General features: G+C 68.9%; 14 protein-coding genes and 1 pseudogene. 6 read left to right on the plus strand and 9 right to left on the minus strand.

Features of this window, described 5'->3' with window-relative positions; translation table 11 throughout:
- Positions 1–100: 100 nt before the first annotated feature.
- Positions 101–2,434, minus strand: a complete 2,334-nt coding sequence (locus ABZ479_RS15615; RefSeq protein ID WP_500462090.1) for an arylsulfatase — start codon at positions 2,432–2,434, stop codon at positions 101–103.
- Between the two features lie 574 nt (positions 2,435–3,008).
- On the opposite strand from ABZ479_RS15615, the gene ABZ479_RS15620 reads away from it, so the two are divergent.
- Both ABZ479_RS15620 and ABZ479_RS15625 read left to right on the plus strand, forming a co-directional pair.
- Positions 3,009–3,632: a DUF6230 family protein gene (locus tag ABZ479_RS15620; RefSeq protein WP_500462091.1), complete on the plus strand. Its 624-nt coding sequence runs from the start codon at positions 3,009–3,011 to the stop codon at positions 3,630–3,632.
- Between the two features lie 212 nt (positions 3,633–3,844).
- A complete protein-coding gene (locus ABZ479_RS15625; protein ID WP_500462092.1) occupies positions 3,845–4,249 on the plus strand; it encodes a DUF6114 domain-containing protein in 405 nt (134 codons plus the stop codon).
- A 58-nt stretch (positions 4,250–4,307) separates the two neighbouring features.
- Here ABZ479_RS15625 and ABZ479_RS15630 read toward each other — a convergent pair whose 3' ends face one another.
- The 3 genes from ABZ479_RS15630 to ABZ479_RS15640 form a co-directional block, all read right to left on the minus strand.
- On the minus strand, positions 4,308–5,699 hold the full coding sequence (locus ABZ479_RS15630) for a DUF1254 domain-containing protein (protein WP_500462093.1): 1,392 nt from the start codon (positions 5,697–5,699) through the stop codon (positions 4,308–4,310).
- Between the two features lie 236 nt (positions 5,700–5,935).
- Positions 5,936–6,868 carry an HAD family hydrolase gene (locus tag ABZ479_RS15635; RefSeq protein WP_500462094.1) on the minus strand — a complete coding sequence of 311 codons (933 nt, stop codon included), beginning with the start codon at positions 6,866–6,868 and terminating at the stop codon, positions 5,936–5,938.
- A gap of 71 nt (positions 6,869–6,939) precedes the next feature.
- The gene (locus ABZ479_RS15640; RefSeq protein ID WP_500462095.1) at positions 6,940–7,893 is read right to left on the minus strand and encodes a formylglycine-generating enzyme family protein; all 954 of its coding nucleotides are present in this window, start codon (positions 7,891–7,893) and stop codon (positions 6,940–6,942) included.
- A 392-nt stretch (positions 7,894–8,285) separates the two neighbouring features.
- Between ABZ479_RS15640 and ABZ479_RS15645 the strand changes: the two genes are divergently transcribed.
- A complete protein-coding gene (locus ABZ479_RS15645) occupies positions 8,286–10,124 on the plus strand; it encodes an alkyl/aryl-sulfatase (RefSeq protein ID WP_500462096.1) in 1,839 nt (612 codons plus the stop codon).
- A gap of 50 nt (positions 10,125–10,174) precedes the next feature.
- Here the strand turns inward: ABZ479_RS15645 and ABZ479_RS15650 are convergent.
- Positions 10,175–10,650 (minus strand): annotated as a pseudogene (locus ABZ479_RS15650) (AAA family ATPase); the annotation flags it as partial.
- Between the two features lie 460 nt (positions 10,651–11,110).
- On the opposite strand from ABZ479_RS15650, the gene ABZ479_RS15655 reads away from it, so the two are divergent.
- Together ABZ479_RS15655 and ABZ479_RS15660 are read left to right on the plus strand one after the other, a co-directional pair.
- Positions 11,111–12,700, plus strand: a complete 1,590-nt coding sequence (locus tag ABZ479_RS15655) for a molybdopterin-dependent oxidoreductase (protein ID WP_500462097.1) — start codon at positions 11,111–11,113, stop codon at positions 12,698–12,700.
- Between the two features lie 73 nt (positions 12,701–12,773).
- Positions 12,774–13,424 (plus strand): fasciclin domain-containing protein, encoded by a 651-nt coding sequence (locus ABZ479_RS15660; protein ID WP_500462098.1) that lies wholly within the window; start codon positions 12,774–12,776, stop codon positions 13,422–13,424.
- A 584-nt stretch (positions 13,425–14,008) separates the two neighbouring features.
- Here the strand turns inward: ABZ479_RS15660 and ABZ479_RS15665 are convergent.
- The 4 genes from ABZ479_RS15665 to ABZ479_RS15680 form a co-directional block, all read right to left on the minus strand.
- On the minus strand, positions 14,009–14,650 hold the full coding sequence (locus ABZ479_RS15665; protein WP_500462099.1) for a carbonic anhydrase: 642 nt from the start codon (positions 14,648–14,650) through the stop codon (positions 14,009–14,011).
- Positions 14,651–14,867: 217 nt separating this feature from the next.
- A complete protein-coding gene (locus ABZ479_RS15670; protein WP_500462100.1) occupies positions 14,868–16,049 on the minus strand; it encodes a metal-dependent hydrolase family protein in 1,182 nt (393 codons plus the stop codon).
- A gap of 282 nt (positions 16,050–16,331) precedes the next feature.
- Entirely contained in the window at positions 16,332–17,330 is a 999-nt protein-coding gene (locus ABZ479_RS15675) for an AraC-like ligand-binding domain-containing protein (protein WP_500462101.1), read from the minus strand.
- 105 nt (positions 17,331–17,435) lie between these two features.
- Positions 17,436–18,446 carry a zinc-binding dehydrogenase gene (locus ABZ479_RS15680; protein ID WP_500462102.1) on the minus strand — a complete coding sequence of 337 codons (1,011 nt, stop codon included), beginning with the start codon at positions 18,444–18,446 and terminating at the stop codon, positions 17,436–17,438.
- 563 nt (positions 18,447–19,009) lie between these two features.
- Between ABZ479_RS15680 and ABZ479_RS15685 the strand changes: the two genes are divergently transcribed.
- A complete protein-coding gene (locus ABZ479_RS15685; protein WP_500462103.1) occupies positions 19,010–19,537 on the plus strand; it encodes a YbhB/YbcL family Raf kinase inhibitor-like protein in 528 nt (175 codons plus the stop codon).
- Positions 19,538–19,602: the final 65 nt, after the last annotated feature.

A 19,602-nucleotide genomic window follows, 5' to 3' on the forward strand; every position in this document is an offset into this window, starting at 1 on the left:
CCTTCGAGTGGGCGCTCGCGGTCGCACGACCGACGTGATCCGGCCCGGTCCGGACGAGCTGTGCCGCTGACGACCGGCCCCTGGGCATGGGGTCCTGGCTTCACTCGCGGGCCATCATGGCCAGGGCCTCACGCTCGATGTCCACGTATGGCTCTCCGCTGACATCGACCGCAACGCGGTGGAGCGTGCCTCCGGTGAAGGTCCAGGGAGCGGCGCCAGGGTAGTGGTCCGTAACGGGCTCGCCGCCGTCCCGGCCGACATTGAGTCCCTCACCGGCAATGGTGAACTTGCCGGGCTGGGTCTTGATCCGTCCCTCACCCACCTTGCGTTCGCCGTGGTGGAGGCTGAGGGTGCCGGTGGCGACACCGGGTGAGACCTCGCCGTCCTTCTTGAACGATGCGGCCAGGATGAGCCGCTCACCTGTGGGGAGGTCTTCAGCCGCGGTGATCAGCTGATGCTCGCTGCCCAGGAAGTTGTAGACGTAGTGGAGCCTGTTGTCGCGGACGTACAGGGCGTGTCCGCCGAACCGTCCACCATGCGCGAAGAGCACCCCGGCGGCCCCGCGGGCCGGAAGGTCGACCAGGGCGCCGATCGAGTAGGAACGATTGCGGATGTTGGCCGCCACCGACTCGGGCACCTCCGAGCCGCCGGGCCGGTAGACGTACCTGTTGCGCGGCGGCGCGATCTGCGGGCGGGGGGTGGTGAGGATCTCCACGGCGGAGCGGTCGTCCAACGGGAACGCCTGGTTGACGCCTGCTTCATGGAACCACAGGGCGACCAGCTCGTTGAGTTTCTGCGGCTCCTGCTCGGCGAGATCGTGCAGCTCCGCCCGGTCCACTTCGGCGTGGTAGAGCTCCCAGGTGTCCTGCGGGAAGTTGCCCCAGCCGCTGATGGCCGGATGCGTGGTGACGGCTTTCCAGCCCTGGTGCCAGATGCCGCGGGTGCCGAGCATGGAGTAGAACTGCGTGCTCTTGGCCGTGGGGATGGTGGCGGCGTCGAAGCTGTAGCGCATGCTCACCCCCTGCAACGGGATCTGGTGGTGGCCCTTGACGGTGTCGGGCAACTCGAGGCCGAGGCAGTCGAGCACGGTGGGGACGATGTCGATCGCGTGGTGGTATTGGTCGCGGATCTCACCGCGCGCGGAGATGCCCGCCGGCCACGACACGATGCAGGGGTCGCAGGTACCGCCGTTGAAGGAGTAGCGCTTCCACATCTTGAACGGGGCGTTGAAGGCCATCGCCCAGCCGTTCGGGTAGTGGTTGTAGGTTTTGACTCCCCCGATCTCGTCGACCAGGGCGAGGTTTTCGGCCAGGTCGTCGGCGACGCTGTTGAAGATCCTGTTCTCGTTGACCGAGCCGTTCGGACCGCCCTCGCCGCTGGCTCCGTTGTCGGAGACCAGCACGATGATGGTGTTGTCCAGTTGTTCGGTCTCTTCCAGGTAGGTGAGCAGGCGGCCGATCTGGTCGTCGCAGTGCGAGAGGAACCCGGCGTAGGTCTCCGCCATCCGCGCGAACAACCGGCGTTCGTCCTCGTTGAGTTCGGCCCAGGGACGGGTGTAGTCCAGTTCGGGGAACGGCTCACCCGCGGGGCCGGTCCGGTTCTGCGGAGTGCCGATCGGGTTGACCGGCGGCAGCTCCGTGTTCTGCGGTACCAGGCCCAGTTCCTTCTGCCGGGCCAGGGTCTGCTCGCGCATCGCCTCGTAGCCGGCGTCGAACGTGCCCCGGTACCGTTCGATCCACTCCTTCGGCGCGTGGTGCGGGGCGTGCGCGCAGCCGGGCGCGTAGTACAGGAAGACCGGGCGTTCGGGGGCGATGGCCTTGACGTCGTCGATGTATTGGATGGCCTTGTCGGTGATGTCGACGCTGAAGTGGTAGCCCTCCTCCGGGGTGGCCGGCTGCTCGACCGGATGGTTGTCGTGGACGAGGTCCGGGTACCACTGGTTGGTTTCGGCCCCGAGGAAGCCGTAGAAGCGTTCGAATCCGCGCCCGACGGGCCAGTTGCGCTTCGTCGAGGCGAGGTTCATCTCGTCCTCGGGGCACAGGTGCCATTTGCCGACGAGTGACGTGCTGTAGCCCTTCTCGACCAGGACCTCGGCGAGGGTGGCGCACTGCGGAGGAATGTGACCGTTGGCGTTCGGGAAGCCGATGGCTGCCTCGCTGATGCAGGCCATGCCATTGGTGGTGTGGTTGCGGCCGGTGAGCAGGGCGGAGCGGGTCGGGGAGCACAGCGCGGTGGTGTGCCACTGGCTGTAGCGCAGTCCGTTGGCGGCGATCCGGTCGATGTTCGGCGTCTCGACCGGGCCGCCGTAGCAGCTCATGGCACCGAACCCGACGTCGTCGAGCACGATGTACACCACGTTGGGCGAGCCGTCATCCGCCTTGGGTTGCGCGTAGGGCGACCAGTCCGGGACGGAGTCGCGGACATCGAGATTCACGACGCCTCGAAATTTCTCAGCCATGCGTGTCGCCTTCCACTGTCGAGCGCACGCCAGGTCGCGCGCCACGGCCGCCGGACGCTGTTCAGCCTTTCCTGTGACGTGGCGCGCGGCGAGGCCCAGGCATCCGTACGAGTGACCGGCGTGGACAGGGCACACCGTGGTCCCTGTCGCGATGGGGCCATCGCGGGAAGCCGACCCCGAGGAGCGCGCCTGCGTTGCCATCGCCCGACTCGCCCTCGTGCAGGCTGGCTGCGATGCGATCGGGCCGCCACGGCACCGCCTCCCGATCCGTCAAGGTCTGCGACCTGGGCGCCGCTGTCCGGGGTCACCTCGCCCGAAAGAATGCCGCGCCCGGCACCTGCTCTGCGCCGCCGGCGGATCGCCGTCGAACCAGCCCAGGGGGCGCGGGAGCGCCGGATCGGCCTTGCGGCTGCGTCACCCGCACGGTGCTCCATGAGATGCGATCCGGCACCGAGCCCCCGAAACTGAGCACGGTCACCGGACGTGAGGGCGGACGTGTGTCGTGCACCGGTGCGTGTGCGGTTTCCCTCGTGGGCAAAGGAGATTCGGGATGATGCACACCGCTGGCAGAACCCGGTGGAAGCGTTTCGCGGCCTTCATGGTTCCCAGCGTGTTGGCCTGCGCGACCCTCAGTATCGTCATGGCGCAGGGAGCGCTGGCCGCGTCATTCTTCATCTCAGGCCAGAGATTCAAGGTCGCTGCGAATTCGCTGACCGCTCGCGGACTGAGCATCTACGGCATGGTGGACGTTACCAGGAAGGGCGAGCTCGTGCCTGTCCTGGTCACCGGAGCCAGGCAGGCGTCGGTCAGCGGCCTGTGCCAGTCCCTTGCCCTCGATCTTCCCGTGCTGGGCCCGTACACGCTGAGGCTCACGGGCGGTGACCGACGACCGGCCGAAGCCACGAACATGTTCCTCGACTCGACGGCCCAATTCGCCGGGAACGCCGACTTCAGCGACATCGACATCGGTATCGCGCAAGGGGCCATCACCAAGGGGCCGATCAATCCCGGCGACAGGGACTCGCGCTTCTTCGACCCCGATGGCTTCGGGCAACAAGCCGCCGGCGCCACCCTGACCGACGTACGTGTGACCGCGGTCGCCATCTCCGCCGGCACGTTCAACGTCCCCGACCTGAGCGTGCAGCTCAAGCAAGGCCACCACGAATGCTTCTGACTCCCCTCTGGAAACGGGTCCGCAGGTCCGGGATCGCTCCGCTCTCCGCTCCTGCACTGAGCGCAGTACGTCTTCGGGCGCGTCACTTGATCGACCAGCTCTCATGGAGACACATCAGGGGGCGCGTCGCAGCCGCACGGATTCGAGGCAGGTTCGGGACCTGGCGCGGCCGGCGTCCCTTCTGGGCGGGGCTGGTCACCTTCGGGGCCGGATTGCCGATCCTGTACTGGCCCTACGCGAACCTCGACCTGGGCAGCGTGCCGCTCTCCCTCTCGACCACGTCCGGCGCCGGGTCGCTGCTCATCGGGGTCCTCCTGATCGTCCTCGGTCTGTCCCTCTGGTACCAGCCGCATCACCGTACGTTCGCGGGCATCGCCACCCTGCTGCTGGCAGTCATCTCCTTGCCCGTGGCGAACTTCGGGGGCCTGCTTCTCGGGATGCTCGCCGGCCTGGTCGGCGGCTGCCTGGCCTGCTCCTGGAGTCCACCGGTCGTCGTGGCGGAACCGCCAGAACCGGCCTGCCCGTTCACGGTCGCGGAACCTCCGACGGCCAGTGAGCCTCGATCAGGTCCGGACGATCCGTCCGCCCCCGAGGTGGCCTTCTCGACCGCCGGATAGGCACCCATCGCGGCCGATCCCCGTCCCTCCTCCTTCTGCCGCTCGGCGGCTCTCCCCGTCAGGCCGCGGTCCTGGTGACGGCGGGGGGCCGCCATGTGCCATCGAGCGCCGTGGAATCGGGCCAGTAGGCACGCAGGTAAAGGGAGAAGGGGCCGTCAGGGGCGGGGAGCCAGTTGGGCAGGTCGCGGTCGTCGGCGGGCGGACGGACGCCGGCGTGCAGGGTCAGAGAGCCGTCAGCGTTGCGGCACAGGGTCTTGTTCTTGGTGCCCAACGAGTAGCGCCCCAGGTCGTTGGGGTGGAAGAAGTGGTGCTGGTTGTAAAGGGTGACGGACCAGAACCCCTGCACCGGCGGCAGCGCGCCCTTGGGGAAGGTGAGGGTGTAGGTGTGGTCTCCGGTCAGGCGCTCGCCGTCCTTGTCGAGGTCCTGGTAGAAGTACGCGGTCTCGGTAGGCAGGTTGACGAAGATGTTGGCTCGGGCCATCGCGGCGCGTGAGAGGTAGTCACCACCGAACGCGGCTCCGTTGCGCTGGGTGCTCCAGTGGTGGTCCAGCGGAATGCCGATGTTGCGGAACTCGAAGAGCTCCCGCATCAGGGTCGCCTCGGCGTCGATCGCGGTCTCACGCAGCACGTCCGCGGCAGCTGGGTCGCGAGCCGCCTCGCTGAGGACGGACCGCACGAGGGCGTGCAGGGCCTCCTCGCCTGGGCGTGCCGGTACCTCGTCCAGGATGGTGGGCAGGACGTCGAAGAAAACGGTCGGGTCGACCCACCGCGTCTCCTGCTCACTGCCGGTGGCGTCGCCGGCCGGGTAGGACGGTGCCTGCGACCAGTCGGTGGTGCGTGCCTTCCCGGTGAACTCGGCGAGGGGGTAGGCCATGATCCGGTTGAGGAGCGGCTGGACGGCGGCGCGGTCATCGTCGCTGTCGTTCATGAAGACCCGGGGGATGCACGCGGCGATACGGGTGTCGAACCGGAACACCTCCGCGATACCGTCGGGCACCGGGCCGTCCCAGGCGGCCGGAGCCAACAAATAGCAGCCGGGCCCGGTGCCGTACATGGCGCCGAGGTGCGCGAACGACTCGGTGCGCTGGTCGACGACCTGGTACACCCAGAACCGGCCCCCGAAGTCCGGTACCTGGACCACCGACGGGCCCCGGTGGGCGTCCAGGATGCCGAGCCCGTAGGCGACGTCCTGATTCGGGCAGGCCACCACGCGCTCACCCGGGTCGATGTAGTCGTGCAACATCCCCAAGGCCCCGGGCGGCCCTGCCGGCACGATGCCGCCCAGCAGCCCAGGAGCGGGCACCTTCTGCATGATCGCGAGCCGGTTGTGCATGTTCACCAGCGGCCAGCCCCACAGGTAGGCGAGGCGGCCCGTCGTCCGCAGGTAGTCGGCGGTCATCCGGCCTCCGGCGACCGGGAGCGCAAGGGCTTCAGCGGGGGAGGTCGACATGCACCGACAGTAAAAACCCCGTCCCGGAGGCGCACCGGGACGGGGCCGTTCAGGTGACCGTGTGCACCCCGGTGCGTCCGTAGTTTCTCGACAATGCGAACATCTTCCGCTCCAGCAGTGACTCCCGAGGCCGTGCACAAACGCTGCCGGTCCCGTGAACCAGGGCCCCCAGTCCTCCAGCGGCTGACGAGAACTGCCGGTGCGGCAGGGTCGCAGGCCGCGTTCCCTGTGGCAGGTCAGGAGGCGTCGGGGAAGACGCGGGCCCAGTCGTCCTTGACGCTGGCGGTCAGCCACGCGTGCTTCGAGGCCTTGGCCAGAGCCCGCTCCGCGCCCGCGTCGTACGGGGGGTCGTCACGGGTGCCGTCATCGTGGTGGACCAGGACGGCCAGTCCGCGCGGCGCGGACGCGGCATAGGTGAGCATCTCGATGTCGCCGTTGGAGTTGCCGCAGGCCAGTACCGGGCGGCGGCCCAGGCGGCCCCAGATGCGCGCGGGCTTCTCCGGGCCGTCGTCCAGCACGCTGATACCGTCCCCGTAGACCACGGAACGCCTGTCGGCGGACCAGCGCGTATCGGCCGTGGAACCGATGACCTGCTCCGGGGACACGCCGTACATGCCGTGAGCGACGACCCGCATGAAGTCCCGCCCGCCGCCGGAGGCGATCACGGTGGCGAACCCGTTTTCCCGCAGGTAGGCGAGGAGTTCCAGCATGGGTTGGTACGCGCAGGCCCGATACGGACGCCGCAGCACGGGGTGCTGCCCGGTCCGGAAGAACTCCCGCACCATCGCGGCCACCGTGTCCGTGTCCAGGTCCCGCTGGGTGGCGATCACCGCCTCGGCCAGGGCCGGCAGCCGGGTGTCGTCCCCGGCGTAATGGTCCCTGACCACCGACGCGATCCACGCCGGATCGCCGGAAACCGCCGAAGCGTACGGTTCACGATCCGCCAGGGAGGGATCGGACAGGACCATCTGCCGCCATCGCTCGGTGAGGTAGTACACCTGGATGGGCATCGGCTGCTCCGGCCACAGCGTGCCGTCGTTGTCGAAGACGGCGATCCGGTCGGGTGGCTCGAGGAAGTGCTCCCCCGGCGTGGTCACCTCCTCCACGAAACGGAGCAAAGCCGTGCGGGTCTGCCCGTCGTACCAGGACGGGAGCGGCGGATGACACACGAGCGGCTCCTTGGGCTGCGGGTCGGGGACATGCCGGGATCCGGGGCGCCGTCCCGGATCCCGAGATGTGATCAGCTCAGCACACAGCGGAACCCCATATGGCAGGTCGCGGTGTCCTCGGACTGGCCCTGGCGGGCGGCGGGTCGGTAGCGCAGGCAGTAGTTGGGAGCGCACAGGTACGAGCCGCCCTTGATGACCCGGCGGGCGAAGCGCCCGGCATCGACCGCGGTCTCGACCGGGTGATCCACCGATGGGTTGCGCGGGACACAGCAGGCTCCTGGGGCCGGCTCGCGATGGCGGGCGCCGAAGTGGTCGCTCGTCCACTCCCAGACGTTGCCGACCATGTCGTGCAGGCCGTAGCCGTTGGGCGCGTAGGTACGAACCGGGCTGGTGCCCGGAACCGAACGTGCCTTCGCGGCCGGCGAGTACTGCCAAGGGAAGGCGCCGTGCCAGGTGTTGGCCATGCGCCGGCCCTTGGGAGCGAACTCATCGCCCCAGGGGAACACCGCTGCGTCAAGACCCCCACGAGCGGCGAACTCCCATTCCGCCTCCGTGGGCAGCCGTTTGCCGGCCCAGGCGGCGTAGGCGGTGGCGTCCTCGTAGGCGACCTGAGTGACCGGATGCAGCTCGCGGCCGTTGAGCGTGCTGCCGACGCCCAAGGGGCGCCGCCAGCAGGCACCGGGAGCGTAGAACCACCACTGTCGCCAGTCGTCGAGGTCCACCGGCCCGGGCGTCATGCGGAACACCAGTGCCCCGGGAACCAGCGCAGCGGGGTCGGCCTGAGGGAAGTCCGCCGCGTCGAGCTCACGTTCTGCGAGCGTCACATATCCGGTGTCCTTCACGAACCGGCGGAAGGCAGCGACGGTGACAGGATGGGCGTCCATCCGGAAGCCGTCCACCACCACCGGGTGCACGGGCTGTTCCTCGGGATAGAAGTCGGTAGACCCCATCAGGAAGGTTCCGCCTGGAACACTGACCATGCCGCGGGTCGGGGACGCCGTTGGTGGCTGCGCCGCGATGCTCATGCCCCTCAGCGTGCCGCAGCCATCCGAGCCCGAGGAGAACGACGCGCGCCGGGTCCCGCCAAAGGGCTACGCCTGCCGGCCCCGGCCACGCAGTCGCGGCCATGCCGATTCGGCGTGGACGACGGCCTTCGCAATCTTGGCGACAGCTTCAAAAGGGCTTCCGCTCTCGCCACCCGGCAGACCCACATGGGTGAGGTGCGCGGCCGTATGCTGTGCCACCAACGGAGCAGGTCCACTCGTGGAAGCGGGCGGTCTGGATGAGGCTTGACGCGGCGGTGCCGGCCGGGGTGGCCGGGGCCGAGGCCCCCCCTTCCGTGTAGGAGATCGTGATGCTGAAGCACGCCGAACCTGGTCCCGCCCAGCGAGCCGTTGCCGAGGCGAACGCTGCGTTGATGTCACGGTTCCCCTTCGTCGACACGCAGGACTTCGAGGACGCGCGCCGCGGGTTCATCGGTACCGGCGAGGACAACCTGGTCAAGGACGCCGACGGTCGCACGGTGTGGGATCTCGAGGCGTACGGTTTCCTCGGCGGAGAATGCCCGGACACCGTCAACCCGAGCCTGTGGCGGCAGAGCCGGCTCTGCGCCGACCACGGCCTGTTCGAGGTGACCGAAGGGATCTACCAGGTCCGCGGGTTCGACCTGTCGAACATGACCCTGGTCGAGGGCGAACGCGGGGTCCTGGTGATCGACCCCCTGATCTCGGCCGAGACCGCGGCCGCGGCCCTGGCCCTGTACCGCGCGCATCGCGGCGACCGGCCGGTGACGGGCGTGCTGTACACCCACAGCCACATCGACCACTTCGGCGGCGCGCGGGGCGTGGTGACCGACGAGGAGGTCAGCGGTGGTGTGCCGGTGCTGGCACCCCACGGCTTTCTGGAGCACGCGATCAGCGAGAACGTGTACGCGGGCACCGCCATGGGCCGCCGGGCCGCGTACATGTACGGCGCGGCGCTGCCCAAGGGTCCGCGGGGGCAGATCGGCGCCGGGCTGGGGCTGACCACGTCCACTGGCGCGGCCGGGCTGGTCCCGCCCACCGTGGACATCACCCGCACCGGGCAGGAGGAGACCGTCGACGGCATCCGCATGGTCTTCCAGCTCACTCCGGGCACGGAGGCGCCGGCCGAGATGAACATCCACTTCCCCGGTCATACGACGCTGTGCATGGCGGAGAACGCCACGCACAACCTCCACAACCTGCTGACGCTGCGCGGCGCCGAGGTCCGCGACCCGCGGGTCTGGGCGGCCTACCTCACCGAGGCGATCGACCTGTTCGCCGGTTCGTGCGACGTGGCGTTCGCCTCGCACCACTGGCCGACCTGGGGCCGCGAGCGCCTGGTGCGGTACCTGGCCGAGCAGCGGGACCTCTACGGCTACCTGCACGACCAGACCCTGCGCATGGTCAACGAGGGATTGACCCCCCTGGAGATCGCCGAGCGGATGGAGCTGCCCCCGGCCCTGGAACGGGCCTGGCACGCGCACGGCTACTACGGGTCGGTGAGCCACAACGTCAAGGCCGTCTACCAGCGTTACCTGGGCTGGTTCGACGGCAATCCGGCCCACTTGTGGGAGCACCCGCCGGTGGAGGCGGCGCGCAGGTACGTGGAGTTCATGGGTGGCGCGGACGAAGTCCTGCGCAGGGCCAGGCAGTCCTTCGCCGACGGAGACTTCCGCTGGGTGGCGCAGGTCGTCGACCACTTGGTGTTCGCCGAGCCCGGCAACGCCGAAGCCCGCACGTTGCAGGCGGACGCTCTGGAACAGCTCGGCTACGGCAGCGAGAACGGTACCTGGCGCAACTTCTACCTGATGGGCGCCCTGGAATTGCGCCACGGCTCGGTCGGCACCCCCACGGACACAGCCTCGCCCGACATCCTGGCGGCCCTCACCCTCGACCAGCTCTTCGACGCCCTCGCCATCCGGATCGACGGCCCGCACAGCTGGGACGCAGATATCGCCGTCCGCTGGAACGTCGACGGCTGCGACCCGGTCGTTCTCCACCTGCACAACGGCGTCCTCACGCGCCTGCCCGCAACCGGGGCGGCCGCACCCGTCCCCGACGCGGCGTTCAGCCTGCGCGAGCAGACGCTGCGCGCGCTCCTGCTGGGCGCCCTGCCCCCGGGCGACCTCGCCGCGCAGCCGGACGTCACCGTCACGGGGGACCCCACCGTGCTCGCCGACCTGTTCGGTCACCTCACCACGCCTGACCCGGACTTCGCGATCGTGACGCCCTGACGGACGGTGCTGCTGACCATCGGCTCACCGGGAACGCCTCGTGCACCTGCTCATGGGCGCAGGGCACGCGACACCGCGGCTTTCACTTCCTCCCAGCGTGTGGCTTGTTCGCCGGTGAGGGTGCCGCGGATTTCGGCGAGTTCGAGGAGGTTGGCCTCGGCGGCGCTGGTGAGGGTCTGGGCTTCGGAGCGGTAGTGGTCGTCGATGAGGGCGTCGAGTTCGGCGTCGTTCATGGCGGGGGAGAATGCGCTCGGCCAGTTTGTTCATGTTCCGGTAGGAGCCCTGCAGCAGGAAGGGCGGTTCGGTGCGGGAGATGTCGGACCGTGCCGCGGACGCGATGTGGGCGCGGTTCACTGCCCAGGACGGTGCGCTGGGCTCGTAGGAGCAGGCGCAGCACGGCGAGGATGCGGCCGAGTTCCGCCGGAGGGAATGCGCGCGTCAGACGGTCGCCTCGGGTGGATTCGTCGCCGCGGGCCATGCGCAGGAGGATGTCGAGGTCAGTGCGGTCGGTCGCGGCCAGCGGCGCCCCGCTTCGTGCAGTGGCTCTGTTGTCGGTGCCATGACGATGGTGGCTGGGCAGGTGACCGGCGCACATTGCCGGTTCCCGGCAATCCTGACGGCCTATTGACGCCTCGTTGGCGGCGCATCGACACGTGCTGCAGAGACGGGTCGGGCCGCCTCGGCAGCGGTCCGTCCCACTCGGCCGCAGCGACGTCGCCCGTCCGGGAAACCGACGCCCGAGGGCTTCGCCGGCTCCGTCTCTTACGCAAGTGCCGTCTGATGGTGGTCGCGACCAGCCCGAGGGTGCCGTGGCCGGCGTGAGCGCGCCTCGCCGGGGGCCCGACTGGGCACCCATGGCGCGGCGGACTGTGGACAGGCAGCGGTTCTGCACCGGGTTTGCGTCGGCACCGCACCTGATGGCGGAGTCGACGCGAGCTCGTCACTCGTTCGGGTGATGCACCAATCCTGGCCCGTCCGGGCCGCGAATGCCTCACGTGAGGATCTTCAGCAAGTACCGACTGACACGCGGTGGACTGGGCGCGGTGTCCGGCCTGCTGGCTGCCTTCGCGGCCCTTGCGGTGGCGGAGGTCGTCGCCGCGGTCGTGCGGCCGCAGGCCGGGCCGGTGCTCGCTGTGGGCGGGGCGGCGATCGACCGCACTCCCGCGGTGGTGAAGGACTGGGCGATCCGGTCGTTCGGCGCTGACGACAAATTGGTGCTGCAGGTGGGGATTCTCGTCATCCTGGGCGCCCTGGCCGTCGTGCTGGGATTGCTGGCTCTTCGGCACCGCGGGTCGGGAGCGCTCGCCGTCCTCCTGTTCGGTGTCGTCGGTACGGCGGCTGCACTGACCCGGCCCGACACCAGAGGTGCGCTGGATGCGCTGCCTTCCGTGGCAGGGGCGGTGGCCGGGGCCCTGCTGCTGTACGTCCTCATCGGGCGACTGCCCGCCGCATCGGGTCCCCGGCCGGATGCGGGGGAGGCTCCCGGCTGGGACCGGCGGGGTTTCCTGGTGGCTGCGGCAGCGGCCGCAGCCGCTTCCACTGCTGCCGGTGCGCTCGGGCGCCGTCTGGCTTCCTCCAGTGGCGAGGAGGCGGTGGCGTCCCGTGCGGCCGTCACATTGCCGGTTCCTGCGTCGCCCGCAGCCCCCGTGCCGCGAGGGGCGGGACTGCGCGTTCCCGGGGTCAGTTCGTTCATCACGCCCACCGAGGACTTCTACCGGGTGGACACCGCGCTGGTGGTGCCGAAGGTCGACGCCACGCGATGGCGGCTGCGTGTCCACGGGAAGGGTGTACCGACCGAGCTGGACCTGACGTTCCGAGATCTGCTGCGACGGGATCTGATCGAGCGGGACATCACGCTGACCTGCGTCTCCAACGAGGTCGGCGGACCCTACGTCGGCAACGCCCGGTGGATCGGGGTACGTCTGCACGACCTGCTGCGTTTGGCGGGGGTACGGCCCCCGTCCCAAGGCGGCCTGGCGGATCAGCTGGTGTCCCGGTCGGTGGACGGGATGACCATCGGTACCCCGGTGGAGGACGTCATGGACGGCCGGGACGCGATGCTCGCGGTCGGCATGAACGGTGAACCCTTGCCGCTGGCGCACGGCTTCCCGGTCCGCATGGTCGTTCCGGGCCTGTACGGATACGTCTCCGCGTGCAAGTGGATCCAGGACATCGAACTGACCACCTTCGACGCCTACGACCCGTACTGGGTGAAACGGAACTGGGCACGTGAGGCCCCGATCAAGACCCAGGCCCGCATCGACACGCCCAGGCCATTCGCCCGCCCCGAGGCCGGGCCCGTGATGGTCGCCGGCATCGCCTGGGCTCAGCACCGTGGCATCGACCGCGTTGAAATACGGGTCGACGACGGGCCCTGGCAGGACGCCGACCTCGCTGCCCAGGCAAGTCCGGACACCTGGCGCCTGTGGTCGTGGTCCTGGGACGCCGCCCCCGGCACCCACACCCTGACCGTCCGCGCCACCGACGGCACCGGCCAGGTCCAGACCGACCGGCGCGCCCGCACCATCCCCGACGGAGCCAGCGGACGGCATTCGGTGGTGGTCACCGTGGACTGACCACTTGACGGCACCCGCACCACGCCGTACCGAGCCGCTACTCATGACCAGAAAACAGTCAAGGAGAAACCTGATGAACACCCTGCGCCTGCGCCGCGCCGCCATCACGGCGACCGCGGCCACCCTCCTGCCGCTCGCCCTCACCGCATGCGGGGACGACAGCAAGGACAACACCTCGTCCACCTCCGTGCCGTCCAGCGCCGCCGGCGACGACTTCGCAAGCCAGGACCCCGGCGACTCGATGGCCATGGACAAGCCCTTCGGGGCCGCGTGCTCCGCGGTGCCCGAGGACGGGGCCGGCAGCTTCGACGGAATGGCCAAGGACCCCGTGGCGACCGCCGCGTCCAACAACCCGGTCCTGTCCACTCTGGTGGCGGCCGTGCAGAAGGCCGGCCTGGTGGACACCCTCAACAACGCCCAGGGCATCACCGTGTTCGCGCCCACCAACGATGCCTTCGCGAAGATCCCCAAGGCCGACCTCGACAAGGTCCTCAACGACAAGGCCACCCTCACCAAGATCCTGACCTACCACGTCGTCGGACAGAAGCTCGCGCCCGCCCAACTGGCGAACGGCTCCTTCGCGACCCTGGAGAAGGGCAAGGTCACCACCTCCGGCACGGGCGAGGACTACACCGTCAACGACACCGCACACGTGGTGTGCGGCAACGTCTCCACCGCCAACGCCACCGTCTACATCGTCGACAGCGTCCTGATGCCGAAGTAGCGCGCGTCGCCCCGGGCCGGTCACCACACCGGCCGGTCGGGAAGGCGGACGAAGACCGGGCCCGGGGAAGGACGACGGCTGTGTGCGTCCAGGGGTACGCACACACCTTCCCCGGTGCCCTGCAGTGCGATCGGTTCAACGTCTCCTCCGGCGCTGCCGAACCGGCCTGTGCCTGACAGGGAACGGCGGCTCGCGCCGTCCCGGGTCCCTGGAACGAGATCGCGCATCGCTCATGCGGCGGCGGTCCCGTTCACGGTGGTGTTCATCTCGCACCTCCGCTCTGCCTCAGACGCTCCGCGAGGGCGGTGCGCGGCTGCACGGGGCAGTGGGACTGCCTGGCCGAGGCTCCGCCTGGGCCCGGACAGCGCGACGCGGAACGGCCCGAATTCGGCTGACCAGCACCATTGGTCAGCCCAGTGGGAAACGATCTTGGTGTGCATCGGACGTGATCTTGGAGCGTGTGCAAGCCGTGGTGATCAGCGCACTCCGTCGGTTCCCCTACGTGCACGGTCCTGCTCGATCCGCATGAGCAGCGGTTGTTCCCCGGGCGCAGGTGTCTGCCACAGGCAGCCTGACCGTTCCGCTCAGGACGTTGCGGGGACCGCGGCGTCGAGGCCGCGGGACGCGACGAGTTGTGCGCTGCCGTCGGCCAGCCGGTAGCACAGGCCCACGACGGCGGCCTGTCCGGCGGTGACCCTCTCGGCGAGTGACCGCGACCGGTCCAGGAGCAGGTCCACGGTGTGCCTGACGTGCTCGGCGAGGATCTCCTCCGGCTCGGTCCGTCCTGCGGCCCGTGCCGCCAGGACACTGGGGGTGACCCGCTCGACGACGTCCCTGACGTACCCGGCTGGTACCACGCCGTCCTCCAGCGCGGCGCACGCGGCGCCCACCGCGCCGCACGAGTCGTGCCCGAGCACCACGACCAGCGGACAGCCCAGTACGTCGACGCCGTACTCGATGCTGCCGATCACCTCCGCGCCCATGACGTGCCCTGCGGTGCGGACCACGAACAGGTCACCCAGGCCGCGGTCGAAGATGATCTCGGCGGCCAGCCGCGAGTCGGAGCATCCGAACAGCACTGCGAAGGGCTGTTGGGCGGGGGCGATCTCGGTGCGACGGATCGCGTCTTGATTGGGGTGCTCGGGGGCCCCGGTGACGAAGCGCTGATTGCCTTCCATCAGCAGGGCGAAGGCGTCGTGAGGCATCGCAATCGGGATACTGGTCATGGCGGCAGCCTATGAGCCGGCACCAGTCGTCGCATCGTCAGACCGGGCGCTCTCACCCGGCCGGACCAGCCCCGTCGGCTCCGAGCCGGCGCCGCATACGGTGACGGCGTCGGTGCCACACGCCACGTGCCGGCTCGCACGCCCGCCGGAGCAGGAGCGCGCGGGTCGAGGCGAAGGTGTTGCGATCGTCCTCGACCCGCTTGACGCTCAGGGAGCGTCAGCGCGCCCGGACCCCGGACCGGAATACCGCCGTGACGTCCAGCAGTGCTGCCGCGTCAGATGATGGGTCGCCGCTGACAACGAGCAGGTCGGCGTCGTATCCAGGACGAAGGTGCCCCTTGCGCGAGCCGAGACCGGACGCCTCGGCTGCCAGCGCGGTGACTGCGGACAATGCCTCCTCGGAGGAGAAGCCGAGGGCGAGAAGCTCGGCAACCGCATGGGGGAGGACGTTGTGCGGCTTGAAGGGGGCTACGCCGGCGTCGGTGCCCACCACCACCCGCGTGCCCCGCTCATGCAGCGCCCGGTAGCCGGCGGAGATCTTCGCGAACTGTGCAGAAATAGCCGCCGGCGCAGGCACGGTCGGATCGAACCCCAATGTCATGCTGGCGAACACATCGCTCTGCGCGATCGTGGCCAGCACCTCCTCGTCGGGGGCGAATCCCTCGGGCGTCATGAAGCTGACGTGCTCGAGCGTGTCGACGCCCGCATTGACCGCGTCGAGGATGGCCTCGTTCCCGTGTGCGTGCGCGGCCACGGGCAGGCCGATCTTGTGTGCCTCCTCCACGACCGTGCGCAGTTCGTCCGCGGTGTACTGGGAGGCGTACATCGGCTTCGATCCCGGTGTCATGTGGCCGCCGCTCGCCATGATCTTCACCACGCCGCATCCCTGCCTGCGGCGCTCCCGCACGGCGGTCCGCAAGGCGTCGGTTCCCTCGGCCTCGCCCCCCAAGAAGTGTCCATGCCCGCCAACGGGGGTCAGCGGCGGCCCGGCGGAGACGATGTGCGGGCCCAGGGCAGGATGCTCGTCGAACTCCTTTCCGAGTACGACCGACAGAAAAGCTCTGTCGCCAAGGTCGCGGACGGATGTGATGCCGGCGGACAAGGCGCTGGCGGCCGCTCGCTGCATTTGTTCCAGCAGCCCGTCATCATCGGTCTTGATCAGTGCGGTGACCGGGTCAGCGCTGGCGTCGAGAGCCAAGTGCATATGAGTGTCGATGAGTCCCGGCAGGATACAGGAATCGGCACCGAAGTCGAAAACCTCTGATACGTAGGGGTCGCTATGCATCTCATAGGCGCCGGCCACCTTGTAAATTCGGCCATTCTCAACGAACAGCGCGCAGGGTCCGGACCATGCCATCCCGTTGAACATCCGGCCGGCTTGTATGACGTATTTGCTCACGTTCGCAGACTAGCCATGAATCCGTTGACAGCCGCACGAAACCGGCCCGCTGGCACGATCGGTCATATCCTGTGGCACACATTGCCACCAGCGCGAAAGGAGGTGCCTCGAGACTCGCACGCAAGGCCGCAATGCAAATAACTACGCCGGGTCATCGTGCTCGACTTTGTGCGTCGCTACGGCGTCCTTGCCCGCGGCTGCGGACTCAGTCACTCCATCCTGCGGCTCGCGTTCTTACGCCGGGTTTGGCGTCCGGTGGACTATGAGTCCTATGGCGACGGGCTATTGGGCCCGAAACGGCTCCACCGAGTGCGGGCGGGGGACACCGGGCTGCTGGTCGCTTGCCTTCCGGTAGGCCCCGGGGGTTGTCCCGGTGGTGGCACGGAAGGCACGGTGCAGTTGCGCGACACTGCCGAAGCCGCAGTCCCGGGCGACGCCGGCGAGCGGTCGTTCCGGCGTGGTGCGCAGGACTTGTTGGGCACGGGTCACCCGCAGCCTGCGGATCAGCTCGGTGAGCGTCTCCGCGTCCGCGGACAACGTGCGAAACAGGGTCCTGCGAGAGATACCGCAGCCGGCCGCGACGGCCGAGGCGTCCAGAGTCGGGTCGTACGCATGACGTCGCACGAAGCGGTGAATCCGCTCGCGCGTGAGGGCAGAGGCACTGGCTTTCGCGATACGGCCCTGACCGGCCCACTCCAGGGCGTAATTGAGCAGTCCCAGTGCGTGCGGGACCATGGTCACGGCCACTGCCGGGTCGAGGCGCTGCAAACCCACCAAGAAGTCGGCGACGAGCCCGCCGGGCCCGGCACTGCCGAGCTCGACCGCCGTCGCGTCAGTGAGTACCCGACCGGGAAGCCATGATCGGGGTACCTGGACGGCCAACTGGGAGAACGCGCCATCGGAATCGAGAGCGTAGGGACGGGAACTGTCAAGAAAGGCCATCCCACCGGTTGACAGGGCAACGAGGCGCCCGTCCTGCCGTAGGCGTGTGACACCTTCCCTCTGGATGTAGGCCAGTACGAAGTCTTCTTGGTCGAGGGCGATCAGACGCCTCGTCCGGAAGACTTCCTGCTGCCCTGAAGACACGATGGCCAACCCCAGGCCGTCCACCACGCTGCGTTCGATCCGCCCTGCGAACGGCGCTCTCCCCGAAGTCCTGGCGGCGAGACGAACAGAGCAGGCATCACAGATGACATCCGACCAGTAACGGAACGCATCGACAGAGTCCACATTCGCCGTGGACCAGACTTGACGTATCGGGGCCTGTGCTTCTGCGTTCATGCAATCCAGTTTGCACTGCGTCCACCTTCTGCCGTGTGCGGCAGGCGGCGCTGAGGGGTGCCCTGTGCTGTATCAACCATTCACTCAGCACGAACGCTCGGACCGTCAGTCGAAGACGATGACCATGCGCCCGACGACGTCGCCGCGGCCCAGGGCCTCCAGGTTGTCGTTGATGTCCTCGAGTCCGACCTTGGTGACGTTGTGCTTGACGAGGCCCGCTTCGGCCAGGGAGAGCACCTCGACCAGGTCCAGGTGGTTGCCCCAGAAGGAACCGAGGTAGGTCAGCTCCGTCCCCACGAACGGGAACTGCTTGTGCTCGACGTGGTGGCTCATGAGGCCGACCGCCGCCAGCACACCCTCGGGGCCCAGCAGGTCGAAGCCCATGGAGATGGACGCGTTGCTGCCGACGCAGTCCAGGATGGCGTCGATCGTCCTGCGGCCGGTGAGCTGCTCCAGTTCGTCCTGGATGGCCTCGGTGGACTTGTCGCGGACGTTGATCCCGTGGTCGGCCCCGTTCTCCTTCGCCACGTCTAGCTTGTTGTCCTTGCGTGCCAGCGCCACCACGGTCGCTCCGCCGCCGAGCAGCTTGGCGTACTGGACCGCGTAGCTGCCCAGGCCTCCGATGCCCGTGACGGCCACGGTGCGGCCCGGACCGAGCTTGCCGGTGTCCCGGAGCTTGCGCATTCCGCGGTACGGGGTCATGCCCGCGTCGGTCATCGGGGCGAGGACCTCGGGCGTCTTCGCCGCGTTCTCCGAGACGGGGATCGCGTGGCGGCCTTCCACGGCCATGTACTCGGCGAAGCCTCCGGGGGGCCCGAAGCCCACCCACCTGCCGTTGCCGCTGCACAGCTGTTCGTTGCCCTCCCGGCACTGGCGGCATGTGCCGTCGCCCCAGCTGGGGTTGACCACGACCATGTCGCCCTCGGAGTACCCCACCGACTTCGGTACCGCGCTGCCCATACCGGCCACCCGGCCGGTGACCTCGTGGCCGGGGATGTAAGGGAGCTCAACGGGGAACGGTACCTCGAAGTAACCGTCGAGGAGCTGGTAGTCACTGCGGCACATGCCCGTCGCGGCGACCTTCAGCAGGATCTCGTCCGGCGCCGGGTCGGGCATGGGGACGTCTTCGATTCGAAGGGGCTCCTTGTATCCGTGCATCCGAGCTGCTTGCATCTGCATGGCGCTGCCTCGCTTTCGCCGACAAGTACGGGTTACGTGCCGCGCAGCGTGACGGGCTCGGGTTTCGTCGCAGACCACCGCAGCCGCCCCCTACCTACCTCCAGGTTCCTGCGTCCGCCGCCACGACGCATCCCGGACGGAGCGTGGCACGGCACCGCCGACGGCCGGCGAATCGGGATCCGGTCACGACCGGTTCTCGCCGTGGTTCGCTCTGCACGGCCCACGGTGGTGGCGAGCGGGGCCCACGGTGCTGTGCCGGGCCGGGTGGCCGGGCAGTCGCGGTCTACGCCCCATCGACGCCGTAGTGGTGGCGATGATCCGCCGGCCCTGGCTGCTCGCCTCGCCCGGCGACCGGCACGGCGACATCGTCGTGGCACTGACGCCAACAGCCGCAGGGGCGCCGTAAAGTCAATACATCAGGACAAATTGCCAACTGGCAATAGCGGTCGTAGCGTTGATCGGGGGCAGGACCGGGCCGGGCGTGGATGCGGAGGCTCACCATGATCAAGCCCTACGGTCCCTACGACTTCATGCCGCAGATCCCGGACTTCGCGGTGAACTCGGAGTCCGTCGCCCACGGTGGTCAACTGGCCCTCGAGCAGGCCAGCGGCATTCTGGGAGCGGGTGGGTCGGACATCTCACCACAGCTGAGCTGGACCGGATTCCCCGACGAGACGCGAAGCTTCACAGTGGCGATGTTCGATCCGGACGTACCCACCGCCTCGGGCTTCTGGCACTGGGCGGTGGCCAACCTCCCGGCTTCCGTGACCGACCTTCCGGCCGGGGCCGGAGACGGGAGGGACCTTCCCGGGGGTGCGGTGACACTTCGCAACGACGCCGGCCACCGCAGGTACCTGGGTCCGGCCACGCCGCCGGGCAACGGCCCCGACCGGTACTTCCTGGTCGTCCATGCCGTCGGCGTGGACGAGCTGGACGTGTCCGAGGCGACGTCCCCTGCGCTGATGGACTTCCTCCTGTTCACCCACGCCATCGCGCGGGCCACGATGTACGGCACCTTCGAGAGATGAGCACGGCGCCCGTGGTCTCGGGCCTGTGAGTCACCGCGTTTCCTCACGGACGCCACCCGGTTCCG

The organism is Streptomyces sp. NPDC005722 (genome assembly GCF_040630935.1).
Taxonomy (GTDB): domain Bacteria; phylum Actinomycetota; class Actinomycetes; order Streptomycetales; family Streptomycetaceae; genus Actinacidiphila.